The following is a 14329-nucleotide window of genomic DNA, read 5'->3' on the forward strand; positions in this document are numbered from 1 at the left end:
GCCGCCTCCGGCGGGCCGACGTCCCGGTACGCGTATCGGACGAGGCAGTATCACCACCACACGCCCGGCAAAACACCGATCAGACGCAAGTCGGTACGGGCACCGGCCACTGATCCCGGCGTGGTCCGCCGACCCGGCGTAGCCGGTGCCCCGCGCCGGCTACCCCGGGAAGACGACGAACTTCGGCGGCTCGGTGCCGGTCGGCGGCACCCGGTAGTGCAGGAGGGTGAACGTCATGATGTCCTTGAACGTCGGTGCCGCGATGTCGCCGCCCCCGCCGCCGGGGGTGTGGGCGAACACCGACACCACGTACCTGGGGTTGTCGGCCGGCGCCATCCCGATGAACGACGCGACCTCGCCCGGGGCGTAGCGGCCGTCGACCACCCGCGAACCGGTGCCGGTCTTGCCGGCCACCCGGTAGCCCGGGATGGCGGCCTTCAGACCGGTCGCCCCCGGCACGGTGGTCACCGCCTCCATGACCGTACGCAGCGCGGCCGCGTTCTCCGGGCTGATCACCCGACGGGTCTCCGGCGCCGGAGCCGCCGTACGCGTGCCGTCCGGGCCGATCGTCTCGTGGATCAGCCGGGGCTGCACCCAGGTGCCGCCGTTGGCGATCGCCGCGTAGACGGCGGTCATCTGCAGCGGGGTGACGTCGACGCTGTGCCCGATCGGGATCGAGCCCGGCGACGAGCCGTTCCAGTCCTTCGGTTCGAGCACCCGGCCGGCCGCCTCGCCCGGCATGCCCTCGCCGGTCGCCTTACCCAGCCCGAACTTCAGCTGGTAGTCGTAGAGCCGCTGCGCCCCGAGCTGGTCGGCGAGCATGATCGTGCCGACGTTCGACGAGTACGCCATCATGCCGGGCAGGCTCATGTGGGCGCCCTGCGCGTTACGGCTGTCGCGGTAGGTGGTGCCGCCCTTGTTGATGGTCGCCGGCACCGGCAGCGTGCCGTCCGCCGCGATCACGCCCTCCTCAAGCGCGGCGCCGAACACGATCGGCTTGTGCACCGAGCCCGGGTCGACGACGAAGCTCGTCGCGGCGTCCTCCCGGTCGGTCGGCTTGCTGCCCTTCCAGTTCGCCGCGTCGTAGGTCGGATGGCTGGCCTGGGCGAGCACCTCGCCGGTCCGGATGTCCATCACCACGGCGGTGCCGGTGGTCGCCCTGACCCGGGCCATGGCCTCGCTCAGGATGCGCTGGACCTCGAACTGCAGGTCGCGGTCGATGGTGAGGACCAGGGAGCTGCCCGGCTGCGCCTCGGTTTCCTTGAGGTAGCCGTCCGGGATCGCCTTGTCGAGGTCGCCCCGGCCGACCTCGAAGATCCGCTCGCCGTTGACCCCGCGCAGGACGTCGTCGTACCGGGCCTCGATGCCCTCCAGGCCGGACATGTCGTCGCCGGTGAACCCGATCAGGTTGGCGCCGAGGTCGCCGCCGGGCACCTCGCGCCGCTCGTCGCGGTGGGTCCGGACGCCGTCGATGTCGAGTTCGAGGATCTGCTCGGCGGTCTCGATGTCGACGCCCCGGGCCAGGTATTCGAACTGCGACTCGTTCCCGTCCGGGCGCTTCTGCGGCAACAGGCGCGGCAGCAGTTGCGACTTCGGGATGCCGAGCAGCGGCGACAGCGCGGTGGCGGCCGCCGCCGGGTCGGTGACCTTGGTCGGGTCGGCGTAGACGTACCGGGCCTCGACGCTGTGCGCGAGGACCGCGCCGCCCCGGTCGTAGATGGTGCCGCGGGGTGCCGGGATGACGACCGGGCTGCTGAGCCGGCCGGCGAGGCCGCCGTCGGCGTACGCCGGGGTGTCGACCACCTGGATGACGACCAGCCGGATGCCGATGACGACGAAGAGCGTCAGGGCGAGGAAACTGCCCAGCCGCAGCCGCCGGTTCGGGTTGGCCAGTTGCGGTGGCCGTGGCTTGCGGTGCGGCCGTACCGGCTGTCCCCGGCCGGCGGTGCCGGACCCGCGGCGCGGTGCCGGTGCGGCGCCGGGGCCGCGGGCGGCCCGGCTCCCGGTGCTCCGGCCACGTTCGGTGGCGGCCCGGCCGGTGCCCGTACGGTCCGTTCCGGCGCGGCCGGTGCCGTCGCGTCCGGCGCGGCCGGTGCCCCGGTCCCGGGCACCCCGGTCGGCGCGGTCCGGCTCACCACGGCCGCCGGCACGGTCCGAACCCCGGGCCGGCTGGGCCGGGGTACGCCGAACCGGTCCCTTGCGTCCGCCGTCGAGCACCTGCAACGCCGGCCGGAACGGGTCCCCGCTGCGGTCCGGGCGGCCGGCGTCGCGCACGGTACGGCCCCGGGGGGTGTACGACCGCGCGTCCGAGATGCCGCCGAGCCGCCGCTCGGGGGTGTCTCCGTCGCCGGCGCCGCCCCGGCCCTGGCTGTCCCGGCCGGCCGTCGACCGGGACGAGCCGCGCCGGGGCACTTCCGTGTCCCGGCGCGGCTCGTTCGACCTTGGTGCCATGGGCTATTGACCCGCTCCCTGCTGGCTGGTGATCGCCGGCTGCCCGCCGGCCGGCTGTGGGATGCCGATGACCTGGCCGTCCGGCAGCCGGATGAACGCCGGCTGCTTGGACTCGACGAGTCCGAGCTGACGGGCCCGGGCGGTGAGGTTGCCCGGCGCCTCGTGCTGCGCGATCTCGCGCTTGAGCTTCTGCTCCCGCACGTCGAGCGCGGCCTGCTCGTTCTGCAGGTTGTCGAGCCGGAAGGCGTTCTCGTTGATCTTCGTGTTGATCACGAGGATGCCGAGCACACCGCCGACCACGAGCACCAGGACCGCGGCCACGAACGGCGCCCGCGGCACCGCGACCGGGCGCGGCGGGGCGACCCGGAGCCGGGGCGCCGGCTGCGCGTCGACCTCGGCGCCGGCCGGCTCGGCCGTGGCGCGCCATTCCTGCTCGCGGGGCGCCAGCGCCGCACTGCCCTGGGTCGGGAACTCGCGGACCGCGCCGTCGCGGTTCTCCCGCCCCGCGGACGTGCCGCGCGCCGAGGCGATGTCCCGGGCACCCGTGGCCGCCCCCCGGCCACCGCGCGCCCGCGTCGTGTTCCGGCTCGTGGTCGCATCCGTGGTCCGGCCCCCCGACCGCGGTGCGCGCCGCGTGGTGTCACGCTCGACACCGTTCCCGCCGCTGATTCGCTCGCTCATGATCCCTCCCCCTTTTCGTCCGTCTCCCCCGGACGTCGCCGCCCGTCCTGCCCCTGCGGTGCGGACGTCGCGGAGCGCCGCCGGGCGCTCGGCTGGTGCAACGCCTTCACCTGACGGCGGGGCCGTTCGCGGGCGGCCCGTGCCGTCTTGCCGTTTCCGGCCGGTCGCGGGTCGGCGCCCCTGCCCCGTCCCGTACCCGCCGGGCCGCCACCGCCCCGGCCTTCCCCGCCGGTGCCGGTGTCGCGACCTCTTGCCGTGCCGGCGGTACGGCCCGCCCGGGCACCGGCTTCCCCTGCCGGTCGTGCGTCCGGGTCGATCCGTTCCGCCGCCCGCAGCCGTACCGAGGCGGCGCGCGGGTTCGCCGCGACCTCCGCCTCGCCCGGCAGTTCGGCGCCGCGGCTGAGCAACCGCAGCGTCGGACCGGTACCGGGCAGTTCGACCGGCAGGTCGACCGGCCCGGTACTGCGGGCCCGCGCGCCGATGGCCTGTTTGGTGAGGCGGTCCTCCAGCGAGTGGTAGGACAGCACCACCATCCGGCCGCCGGGCGCGAGCGCGTCCAGCGCGGCTGGCAGTGCCGTCTCCAGCACCGCCAGCTCCTGGTTTACCTCGATACGCAACGCCTGAAACGTTCTCTTTGCCGGGTGTCCACCCGTTCGTCGTGCTGGTGCCGGAATGGACTCCCTGACCAGTTCGGCGAGCCGGGCCGACGAGGTGATCCGGCCCCGGCCCCGCTCCCGTACGATCGCCCCCGCGATCCGCCGGGCGAACTTCTCCTCGCCGTACACCCGCAGCACCCGGGCCAGATCGTCGACCGGATAGGTGTTGACCACCTCTTCGGCCGTCGTTCCCCGGGTCTGGTCCATCCGCATGTCCAGCGGGGCGTCCTGCGCGTAGGCGAACCCGCGGTCGGGTGCGTCGAGTTGCAACGACGACACACCGAGGTCGAAAAGCACCCCATCCACCAGTGGCAGGCCGAGTTCGTCGAGGACGCCGGGCAGTTCGTCGTAGACCGCGTGCACCAGGTGGACCCGGTCGGCGTACGGCCGCAGCCGGTCACGGGCGTGCGCCAGCGCCTCGGTGTCGCGGTCGAGCCCGACGAGGACGGTCCGGGGAAACGCCGCGAGGACCGCCTCGGCGTGCCCGGCGAGGCCGAGCGTGGCGTCGACGTGCACCGTCTGCCGGTCGCCCCGATCCAGCGCGGGGGCCAGCAGCTCGAGACACCGCTCGAGCAGCACCGGCACGTGTGTGCCGCGAAGCTCCCCCATGTCGACCCCCCGGTGGACCGCCGTCTGGTGTGAATGTGCCCGGTGGAAAGCTGTGCCGCTCGCCGTACCGCCAGATCCCCATCCGCTCGTTACGCCTGGCACCGGGGAAGAGGTGCCAGGGGCATAGGAGCGGCTGGAGATCTCGCAGTACGTCGGGTGACCGGCGCCGGACCGGTCCTTCGCGGGGACCGGCTGCCGTCGTGCGCCCTCCTACAGTCCGCCGGGCAGCACCCCCTCCTCGATGTCGGCGAATTCGTCTTCGCTCTCGGCGAGGTAGGTGTCCCAGGCCTGTCGGTCCCAGATCTCCACCCGGCTGCTCGCCCCGATCACCACGAGGTCGCGGCCCAGACCGGCGTATTCGCGCAGGTGACCGGGTATGGTCACGCGCCCCTGCCGATCCGGGACCTCGTCGTGCGCGCTGGCGAAGAAGACCCGGCTGTAGGCCCGCGCGGCCTTGTGCGTCATCGGTTGCTGGCGCAACTGGTCGGCGATCCGCTGGAACTCGGGCGTCGGGAATACGTAGAGGCAGCGCTCCTGCCCTTTGGTGATCACGACACCTCCCGCCAGCTCGTCCCGGAACTTCGCCGGGAGGATCAGCCGGCCCTTTTCGTCCAGGCGCGGTGTATGGGTGCCGAGAAACACCGACCCAAACCCCCTCGCCCATCGGCGGTGTTCGCGGCACCGCAGATCCCCCTGGGCCGGCGGACCCTTCCGGACCCGCCATCGGGCCCCACTCTACTCCACTTCCCTCCACCTGCAACCAGAATCGCGGGTTTGGCAAGCCCTGTCTCATTTGTAAAACCGCACGTCAGAGTGGGTGGAGCGGAGTGGAGGGCGGCGAGCGGCAGGGCGTCCGGTCACCTACCCGACATTGATCAACTCTGTGGCGATCACCACGGTTTCGACCGGTATCGAGCCGTTGGCCTGCCGCGCGGCCCCGTTCTGTCAAGCCCAGGGAGGAAAGTGGAGGGCCACCGGTCGGGCGTTGTCCAGGGCGAACGGACCGGTCGCCCCCGCCGGAAGGCCCGCTGTCCTCCACGGCGATCGGGAGCCCGCACCAGTTCCGGTAACCTCGCTCGCGTGACGGACGCGAAAATGCCCCTGCGCGCAAAGGTGGCCAGCTCGGTGTCGCGGACCGCCGCGGCGCTGTCGCGGGCCGCCGGCCGCGGTGACGGCTCGGTGATCGGTGGCTGGCTCGGGCTGAAGATCGACCCGGAGTTGCTCGCCCACCTCGCCGCCGGCCGGACGATCGCCCTGGTGTCCGGCACCAACGGCAAGACCACCACGACCCGGCTGGCCGCCGCCGCCGTCGGCGTCCTCGGACCGGTGGCGACCAACTCCTTCGGCGCCAACATGCCCACCGGGCACACCTCCGCGCTGGCCAAGGCCGGCCACACCCCGTACGCGGTGCTGGAGGTCGACGAGCACTACCTCGCCCAGGTCCTCGACGCCACCGAACCCCGGGTCGTCGCCCTGCTCAACCTCTCCCGCGACCAGCTCGACCGGGCGAAGGAGGTGGCGATGATGGCCCAGGGCTGGCAGACGACCCTGGCCAAGCACCCCGACGTGCACGTCGTCGCCAACGCCGACGACCCGATGGTGGTCTGGGCGGCGATCGGTTCGGCGCACACCACGTGGTTCAGCGCCGGCCAGCGGTGGCACGACGATTCGTGGGTATGCCCCGAATGTGGTTCCCCGATCGAGCGCGCCGAGGACCAGTGGTGGTGCACCGGCTGCACCCTGCGCCGCCCGCAACCCCACTGGGTGGTCGAGGACGACGGCGTCGTCGACCCCACCGGCGCCTGGCACAAGATCGTCCTTCAGCTCCCCGGCCGGGTCAACATCGGCAACGCGGCCACCGCGCTCGCCGTCGCGGCACAGTTCGGCGTACGCCCCACCGACGCGGTGTCGCGCCTGGGCGGGGTCGCCTCGATCGCCGGCCGCTACGCCCAGGTCGTCCGCGACGGCCGCGGCATCCGGCTGCTGCTCGCCAAGAACCCGGCGAGCTGGCTGGAGGCGTTCGACATGGCCGACCACGCGCCGACACTGCTCTCCATCAACGCGCGCGACCCCGACGGCCTGGACACCTCCTGGCTCTTCGACGTCGACTTCGCGCCGCTGCGCGGCCGGCAGGTCCTCATCACCGGCGACCGGGCCTACGACCTGGCCGTCCGGCTCGACATCAACGACGTGCCCTTCCAGCACGTACGCACCTTCTCCCAGGCGATCGCGGCGGTACCGCCCGGCCGGCTGGAGGTGATCGCCAACTACACGGCGTTCCAGGACATCCGAGCGGAGTTGGACCGTGTCAACTGATGCCGGCTACCCGGCCCCCCCGCCGCCGGGCGCGGACAGCTACCTTCGCCTGGTCTGGGTCTACCCCGACCTGCTGTCGACCTACGGCGACCGCGGCAACCTGCTGATCCTCGCCCGCCGGGCGCAGCGCCGCGGCATCCCGGTCCAGACCATCGAGGTACGGTCCGACCAGACGCTGCCCACCGCCGCCGACATCTACCTCCTCGGCGGTGGCGAGGACGGCCCCCAGGCGCTGGCCGCCCAGCGGCTGATCTCCGACGGCAACCTGCACCGTGCCGTCAACCAGGGCGCGGTCGTATTCGCCGTGTGTGCCGGCTACCAGCTCCTCGGCGGCTCCTTCTTCGCCAAGGGCGCCAAGTGCGCCGGCCTCAACCTGCTCGACCTCTACTCCGACCGGGGGCCGACCCGGGCGGTCGGCGAGCTGGCCGGCGACATCGACCCGCGACTCGGGCTGCCGCCGCTGTCCGGCTTCGAGAACCACGGCGGCCGTACCCACCTCGGCCCCGGCGTGTCACCGCTGGCCCGGGTCACCACCGGGATCGGCAACGACGGCAGCACCGAGGGCGCCTGGCGCGGCCACGTGCTCGGGACGTACTCGCACGGCCCCGCACTGTCGCGCAACCCGGCCCTGGCCGACCTGCTGCTGCGCTGGGCCACCGGCACCAACAACCTCGCCCCGCTCGACGACACCTGGTCGGACCGGCTGCGGGCCGAGCGCGCGGCCGCCGTACGGGTATGAGCGGCCCCGGCCGCTGGCTGCGGACCCGGGCCGACGAACTGGTCCGGGCCGTACGGCTCCCGCCGCACGGCCACGGCCGGCCGCTACGGGAACGGCTGCGCGAGCGACCGTTCCGGCGGTTCGTCCTCCTCCTCGGCATGCTCGGGGTCCTCGGGATCGTCATGCTCCTGGTGCCGCAGCCCGACCTGGCCGCCGCCCCGGAGATGGTCGACGACCTGGGCCCGTTCGCGCCGGTCGCCGCGGTCGTGGTCGGTGCGCTGCTGCTCGTGGCGCTCGTACCGCGCACCTTTCTCACCGTCGCCTGGGGAGCCCTGTTCGGCCCGCTCGGCGGCGCCGGCTACACCCTGGGCGCGGCACTGCTCGCCGCCGCGCTCGGGTTCGCCGTCGGCCGGCTGCTCGGCCGCGAATTCGTCGCCGAGCGGATCCGGGGCCGGCTGGCCAGACTCGACGGCTGGTTCGCCCGGCAGAGCGTCTTCGGTGTGATCACCGTACGGCTGCTGCCGATCGGCGGCTTCGGCCTGGTCAGCTACGGCTACGGCACCACCGGCGCACGGCTGCTGCCGTTCCTGGTCGGCAGCCTGCTGGCCTCCGTACCGTCGGCGTTCGGCTACGCGGCGGTCGGCGCCGCAGTGGCCGAGCCGGACACCTTCAACCCGCTGTCGGTCGCCCCGGCCGGCCTGGGCCTGATCGCCACCGCCGTCATCGTGTGGCGCTGGCGCCGCTCCGCCCTCCGCGACCGCACCCCGGCCGCACCGCCCGCCGGCACCGCGCCGAACTGACCCTGCCCACCGGCGCCGTCCGGTCGACCCGCCGTCCGGGCAGCGTGTCGATCGGGTCGTAGTAGGCGTAGCGCGGGTCGGCCCGCCGGTCCGTCGACCCGCCGGTCGTCGTGGCGACGGGCAGCCGGTGGCCGGACCTGGGATCGGGACCTGCCGCCGGCCCCCAGGGCCGGGACCCACGGCCGGGACCCACGGCCGGGACCGGGGCGCCGATCAAGGAGTCGCTGACCGGCCTGCCGCCGGCCGTCCGGGCGGCGGCAGACCGGGCAGGCGTGTGTCGCTGTTCGGGGTCACAGCGAATTCGCTGTACCCACACTGAATTCGCTGTGGCTCGAAACAGATACCCCGGCCCAGGGATGTTCGGGGGGCCGGGCCGGGCCAAGCCCGCGGCAGCGGCGGCAGCGCGAACCGAACTGCCGCCCCGGCCGGCAGGCGCCGGCCGGGGCACTTGCGGCGGTCAGGGAACGATGCTGACCATCCGGCCCTTCACCACGATGACCTTGCGGGGCTCCTTACCGCCCAACTGCTCGGCGACCACGGCCAGCGCCGCCGCGCGTACGGTCGGCTCGTCGGCGTCGGCCGGGACCTCGATCCGGCCGCGGACCTTGCCGCCCACCTGCACCGGGTAGGTCACCGACTCGGCGACCAGCAGCGCCGGGTCGGCCGTCGGGAAGTCGGCGTACGTCAGCGAGCCCGGGTGACCCATCCGCTCCCACAGTTCCTCGGCGATGTGCGGGGCGAACGGGGCCAGCATCAGCACCAGCGGTTCGGCCACCTCGCGTGGGGTGGCGGGCAGCCGGGTCACCGCGTTGGTCAGCTCGATCAGCTTGGCGATCGCGGTGTTCAGCCGGATGCCGGTCAGGTCGGCGCGGACGCCGTCGACGATCCGGTGCAGCAGCCGCCGGGTGGCGTCGTCGGCGGGTTCGTCGACGACCCGCAGCGCCCCGGTCTCCTCGTCGACGACGGTGCGCCAGACCCGCTGCAGGAACCGGTACGCGCCGACGACCGCCCGGGTCTCCCACGGCCGGGAAACCTCCAGCGGCCCCATCGACATCTCGTAGACCCGGAACGTGTCGGCGCCGTACGCCTCGACCATCTCGTCCGGGGTCACCACGTTGCGCAGGGACTTGCCCATCTTGCCGTACTCGCGGTTGACCTCGACCTCGCCGTGGAACCAGTGACCGTCACGCTCCTCGACCTCGGCCGCGTTGACGTACGCGCCGCGGGCGTCGGTGTACGCGTACGCCTGGATGTAGCCCTGGTTGAACAGCTTGCGGAACGGCTCGAACGAGGTGACGTGGCCCAGGTCGAACAGCACCTTGTGCCAGAAGCGGGCGTACAGCAGGTGCAGTACGGCGTGCTCGACGCCGCCGACGTACAGGTCGACGCCGCCGCAGTCGCCGGTCCCGCGCGGCCCCATCCAGTAGGTCTCGTTGTCCGGGTCGACGAACCGTCCGGCGTTGGTCGGGTCCAGGTAGCGCATCTCGTACCAGCAGGACCCGGCCCACTGCGGCATGGTGTTGGTCTCGCGTACGTAGCGCTTCGGGCCGTCGCCCAGGTCCAGTTCGACCTCGACCCAGTCCCGGGCCCGCGACAGCGGGGTCTCCGGGGAGGTGTCGGCGGCCTCGGGGTCGAACGTCTTCGGCGAGAAGTCGTCGATCTCGGGCAGTTCCAGCGGCAGCATGCTCTCCGGCAGCGCGACCGGCAGGCCGGTCTCGTCGTAGACGATCGGGAACGGCTCGCCCCAGTAGCGCTGCCGGCTGAACAGCCAGTCGCGCAGCCGGTAGGTGGTGGCGCCCTGGCCGTGGCCGTTCGCCTCCAGCCATTCGATGATGCGGGCCTTGGCCTCGGCGACGCCCAGGCCGTCCAGGTCCAGGCCGCGGTCGGGCGCGGCGCTGTTGATCGCCGGACCGTCCCCGGTGTACGCCTTGCCGTCGAACCCGTCGGACGGTCGCACGGTACGGATGATCGGCAGGTCGAAGACCTCGGCGAAGGCCCAGTCCCGCTCGTCCTGCCCGGGCACCGCCATGATGGCGCCGGTGCCGTAGCCGGCCAGCACGTAGTCGGCGATAAAAACCGGCACCGGTGCGCCGTTGACCGGGTTGGTGGCGTAGGCGCCGGTGAAGACGCCGGTCTTCTCCTTGGCGTCGGCCTGCCGTTCGACGTCGCTGCGTCCGGCGGCGAACTCGCGGTAGGCGGCGACGGCGGCGCGCGGGTCGGCGTGGCCGCCGGTCCAGGCGTCGCGGGTGCCGGCCGGCCAGGTGCCGGGCACGATCCGGTCGACCAGTTCGTGTTCGGGGGCCAGCACCATGTAGGTGGCGCCGAAGACGGTGTCCGGGCGGGTGGTGAAGACCCGGATCGGGTCGGCCGAGCCGGGGACCGGGAAGTCGATGTGGGCGCCGGTCGAGCGGCCGATCCAGTTGCGCTGCATCAGCTTGATCGGCTCGGGCCAGTCCAGAGTGTCCAGATCCGCCAGCAGCCGGTCGCCGTACGCGGTGATCCGCATCATCCACTGCTTCAGGTTGCGCTTAAAAACCGGGAAGTTGCCGCGCTCGGACCGCCCGTCGGCGGTGACCTCCTCGTTGGCCAGCACGGTGCCCAGGCCCGGGCACCAGTTCACCGGCGACTGCGAGACGTACGCCAGCCGGTGGTCGTCGACGATCAGGCGGCGCTCGACCGGGTCCAGGTCGGCCCAGGGGCGACCGTCCGGAGTGGGCCGGGTGCCGGCCTCGAACTCGGCGACCAGTTCGTCGATCGGGCGGGCGCTTCGCCGGTCGGTGTCGTACCAGGAGTTGAAGACCTGCAGGAAGATCCACTGGGTCCAGCGGTAGAAGTCGACGTCGGTCGTCGCGACCGAGCGCCGCCCGTCGTGGGCCAGGCCCAGCATCCGCAGTTGCGCCCGGTAGCGGGTGATGTTCTCGTCGGTGGTCTTGCGCGGGTGCTGCCCGGTCTGCACCGCGTACTGCTCGGCCGGCAGGCCGAAGGAGTCGAAGCCCATGGCGTGCAGCACGTTGCGGCCGGCCATCCGCTGGAAGCGGCCGTAGCAGTCGGTGCCGATGAAGCCCAGCGGGTGCCCGACGTGCAGCCCGGCACCCGACGGGTACGGGAACATGTCCAGGATGTACATCTTGTCGGCTCCGGCCCGGGGGTGGTCCGGGTCGGCCAGCGGCCCCACCGGGTTCGGGGCGTGGAACGTCCCGCGCTCCTCCCAGCGGTCCTGCCAGCGCGCCTCGATCTCGTTCGCCAGCGCGGCCGTGTATCGGAAGGACGGGATGTCGCCAGCCGTCTCGACTACGTCACTCATGGTTGCCACCTCGGTCTAGTCCAGGGCTCGGGAATCGTCGGCGCGCGAACCAACGCGGTCTACAGGGGCATAAAAAAGCCCCTCGCGCAGGAGGGGAAGCCGTGCCGCTGATCCCGTGCTCGGCGGCGGCGCCTCGCGTGGGTCTGTCAGCACGGCTAGGTAAGGAGCAGAAAAGCCCTGGCCATGACGGCAGTCTAACCCTTTCGCCCGACGATGTCGCACCGCGGCCGCCCGAATTGGCCGACCGTCGACAAGCACCCCGGTCGGCGCGGTGGCCGAATCCGGTTAGCCTGATGAAAGCTACGGAAGACCGGTCGACGCGACCGGTCTATTTCCGCAGACTTTCGGCCGGGTCTGGAAACTCCAGTCATCAGCCAGGCAGCAGCGCGACGAGGAGGAGGCCCGTGACACAGCAAACCCGGGACGAGCTGGGCGACATCCTGCCCGCCGACGAGTTCCGCACCGCAAGTGAAGCCATCGTCGCCAACATCGAGCAGGTCATCGAGGGCAAGACCGCCACCGTACGCCTGGCGCTGGCTGTCCTGCTCGCCGAGGGGCACCTGCTCATCGAGGACGTACCCGGGGTCGGAAAGACCAAACTGGCCAAGGCTCTCGCCCGGACGATCGACTGTTCCGTACGGCGGATCCAGTTCACCCCCGACCTGCTGCCCAGTGACGTCACCGGGGTGAGCGTCTACAACCAGGAGACCCACGACTTCGAGTTCAAGCCGGGCGCGGTCTTCGCCAACCTGGTCGTCGGCGACGAGATCAACCGGGCCTCCCCCAAGACGCAGTCGGCGCTGCTGGAGTGCATGGAGGAACGCCAGGTCACCGTCGACGGCACGACGTACGAGCTGCAGAGCCCGTTCATGGTGATCGCCACCCAGAACCCGATCGAGATGGAGGGCACCTACCCGCTGCCGGAGGCGCAGCGGGACCGGTTCACCGCCCGGATCGCGATGGGCTATCCCGACGCCGGCGCCGAGCTCGCCATGCTCGACGTGCACGGCGGGGCCGACCCCCTGCACGCGCTGCGCCCGGCCGCCGACGCGGTCACCGTACGCCGCCTGATCGCCACCGTCCGCGACGTGCACGTCGCCGACGCGGTCAAGCAGTACGCGGTCGACCTGGTCACCGCCACCCGCGAAGCCCCCGACCTGCGGCTCGGCGCGTCCCCCCGGGCCACCCTCCAGCTCCTGCGCACCGCCCGGGCCGTGGCCGCGCTGGACGGTCGCGACTACGTGCTCCCCGACGACCTCCAGACGCTGGCCGTACCGGTGCTCGCGCACCGCATCATGCCGACCGCCGACGCGCAGCTCGCCCGGCGTACCACCGACGCGATCGTCGCCGACCTGGTGCACCGCCTCCCGCTGCCGCACGACCGGCGGTCCCCGTACGACACCCGCTCGACCGGTAACGACGACAACAGCCGCTCCCACTACGAGCCTCGGGGGCGGTGACCGTGCGGGAGGCGCTGCGGGGCATGACCACCCGCGGCCGCTCGTTCCTGGCCGCCGCGGCGGCCGCCGCGCTGTCCGCGCTGATCCTCGGTGAGAAGGACCTGCTGCGGGTCGCGGTGCTGCTCGCCGTACTGCCGCTGCTGGCCGCCGTGTACGTCGGCCGCAGCCGCTACAAGCTGGCCTGCACCCGGTCGCTGGACCCGCAGCGGGCCACCGTCGGCTCGACGGCGCGGGTGGTGCTGCGGTTGCAGAACATGTCCCGGCTGCCCACCGGGACACTGCTGCTCGAGGACCGCCTCCCGTACGCCCTGGGCAGCCGCCCCCGCGTCGTGATCGAACGGCTCGGCGCCAACCAGGCGAGTTCGGTGGCCTACACGGTGCGTACCGACGTACGTGGCCGCTACGAGATCGGCCCGCTGGTGATCCGGCTGACCGACCCGTTCGGCCTGTGCGAACTGGTCCGCGCCTTCCCCAGCGTCGACCGGCTCACCGTCATCCCGCAGGTCGTCCCCCTGCCGTCGGTCCGGGTCGCCGGCGAGTACGCCGGCGCCGGGGAGAGCCGCGCCCGGTCCGTCGCCGTGCACGGCGAGGACGACACCGCGACCCGGGAGTACCGGCGCGGCGACGACCTGCGCCGGGTGCACTGGAAGTCGACCGCGCGGACCGGCGAGCTGATGGTCCGCCGCGAGGAGCAGCCCTGGGACAGCCGGGCGACGGTGGTGCTCGACACCCGGGCGTTCGCCCACCGGGGCGAGGGGCCGACGTCGAGTTTCGAGTGGGCGGTGTCGGCCACCGCGAGCGTCGCCGTGCACCTGCGCCACGCCGGCTACAAACTGCGCCTGGTCAGCGACTCCGGCATCGACACCGACGCCGACCAGGCCGGTGGCGAGGGCATCCTGCTCGACCACCTGGCCGACGTGCAGCCGGCCCAGCGCGGCGACGTGTCGACGCTGGTCGAGCGGGTCCGGCAGCGCTCCGACGGCGGCCTGATCATCGCCGTGCTGGGCGCGCTGACCGTACCCGAGGCCGAACTCCTCGCCGGCCTGCGCACCAACGGCGCCACCTGCGTCGGATTCCTGATCGACACGTCCACCTGGCTCGACCTGCCGCCGGAGATCCGCGCCGACGCCGACCAGGCGCACGGGCAGGCCGCGCTCGCCCTGCTGCGCAGCGGCTGGCGGGTCATCGGCGCGACCCGCGAGGAGCAGCTCCCCGCGCTGTGGCCACAGGTGGGACGCGGCTCGCAGGGCTTCGCCTGGCGGGCGACGATGGCCGAGACGGTCGCCGGAGGTATGCGATGAGCAGGAACGACGTACACCGCCCCGGAACCGGCG

Annotated in this window: 9 protein-coding genes and 1 pseudogene; 5 read left to right on the forward strand and 5 right to left on the reverse strand. The window is 72.8% G+C overall.

Annotated features, from left to right (window positions below; translation table 11 throughout):
- Positions 1–159: 159 nt before the first annotated feature.
- The 4 genes and pseudogenes from AB0I42_RS14650 to mraZ all read right to left on the reverse strand — a co-directional run bounded on the left by AB0I42_RS14650 (position 160) and on the right by mraZ (position 5039).
- The gene (locus tag AB0I42_RS14650; RefSeq protein ID WP_357537537.1) at positions 160–2451 is read right to left on the reverse strand and encodes a penicillin-binding transpeptidase domain-containing protein; all 2292 of its coding nucleotides are present in this window, start codon (positions 2449–2451) and stop codon (positions 160–162) included.
- 3 nt (positions 2452–2454) lie between these two features.
- Positions 2455–3132, reverse strand: a complete 678-nt coding sequence (locus AB0I42_RS14655) for a hypothetical protein (RefSeq protein ID WP_357537539.1) — start codon at positions 3130–3132, stop codon at positions 2455–2457.
- 308 nt (positions 3133–3440) lie between these two features.
- Positions 3441–4397, reverse strand: a pseudogene (gene rsmH / locus AB0I42_RS14660) (16S rRNA (cytosine(1402)-N(4))-methyltransferase RsmH); the annotation flags it as partial.
- Positions 4398–4607: 210 nt separating this feature from the next.
- Entirely contained in the window at positions 4608–5039 is a 432-nt protein-coding gene (gene mraZ, locus AB0I42_RS14665) for a division/cell wall cluster transcriptional repressor MraZ (RefSeq protein WP_357537541.1), read from the reverse strand.
- Between the two features lie 453 nt (positions 5040–5492).
- Here mraZ and AB0I42_RS14670 point away from each other — a divergent pair, with 453 nt between their 5' ends.
- From AB0I42_RS14670 to AB0I42_RS14680, 3 genes are read left to right on the forward strand one after another with little or no spacing between them, the layout of a single operon-like run.
- A complete protein-coding gene (locus AB0I42_RS14670) occupies positions 5493–6713 on the forward strand; it encodes a MurT ligase domain-containing protein (RefSeq protein ID WP_357537816.1) in 1221 nt (406 codons plus the stop codon).
- The gene (locus AB0I42_RS14675) at positions 6703–7452 is read left to right on the forward strand and encodes a glutamine amidotransferase (protein ID WP_357537542.1); all 750 of its coding nucleotides are present in this window, start codon (positions 6703–6705) and stop codon (positions 7450–7452) included. The genes AB0I42_RS14670 and AB0I42_RS14675 overlap by 11 nt, the downstream gene beginning before the upstream one ends.
- Complete coding sequence (locus AB0I42_RS14680; RefSeq protein ID WP_357537543.1) at positions 7449–8231, forward strand: VTT domain-containing protein; 783 nt, start codon at positions 7449–7451, stop codon at positions 8229–8231. Before AB0I42_RS14675 ends, AB0I42_RS14680 begins: the two co-directional genes overlap by 4 nt.
- 457 nt (positions 8232–8688) lie before the next feature.
- On the opposite strand, the gene leuS is transcribed toward AB0I42_RS14680, so the two are convergent.
- Complete coding sequence (gene leuS, locus AB0I42_RS14685; RefSeq protein ID WP_357537545.1) at positions 8689–11535, reverse strand: leucine--tRNA ligase; 2847 nt, start codon at positions 11533–11535, stop codon at positions 8689–8691.
- 404 nt (positions 11536–11939) lie between these two features.
- Here leuS and AB0I42_RS14690 point away from each other — a divergent pair, with 404 nt between their 5' ends.
- Together AB0I42_RS14690 and AB0I42_RS14695 are read left to right on the forward strand one after the other, a co-directional pair.
- Positions 11940–12995, forward strand: coding sequence for a MoxR family ATPase (locus tag AB0I42_RS14690; RefSeq protein WP_357537547.1), 1056 nt, complete (start codon positions 11940–11942; stop codon positions 12993–12995).
- 2 nt (positions 12996–12997) lie between these two features.
- The gene (locus AB0I42_RS14695) at positions 12998–14296 is read left to right on the forward strand and encodes a DUF58 domain-containing protein (RefSeq protein WP_357537818.1); all 1299 of its coding nucleotides are present in this window, start codon (positions 12998–13000) and stop codon (positions 14294–14296) included.
- Positions 14297–14329 lie beyond the last annotated feature (33 nt).

The sequence above is a fragment of the Polymorphospora sp. NPDC050346 genome (genome assembly GCF_040655695.1).
Taxonomy (GTDB): Bacteria; Actinomycetota; Actinomycetes; order Mycobacteriales; family Micromonosporaceae; genus Polymorphospora; species Polymorphospora lycopeni.

Bases quoted from the DNA above. Each gene is read 5' to 3' on its own strand.
- AB0I42_RS14655 (WP_357537539.1), bottom strand. From the start codon at position 3,132: ATGAGCGAGCGAATCAGCGGCGGGAACGGTGTCGAGCGTGACACCACG.
- leuS (WP_357537545.1), bottom strand. From the start codon at position 11,535: ATGAGTGACGTAGTCGAGACGGCTGGCGACATCCCGTCCTTCCGATAC.
- AB0I42_RS14680 (WP_357537543.1), top strand. From the start codon at position 7,449: ATGAGCGGCCCCGGCCGCTGGCTGCGGACCCGGGCCGACGAACTGGTC.
- AB0I42_RS14650 (WP_357537537.1), bottom strand. From the start codon at position 2,451: ATGGCACCAAGGTCGAACGAGCCGCGCCGGGACACGGAAGTGCCCCGG.
- AB0I42_RS14670 (WP_357537816.1), top strand. From the start codon at position 5,493: ATGCCCCTGCGCGCAAAGGTGGCCAGCTCGGTGTCGCGGACCGCCGCG.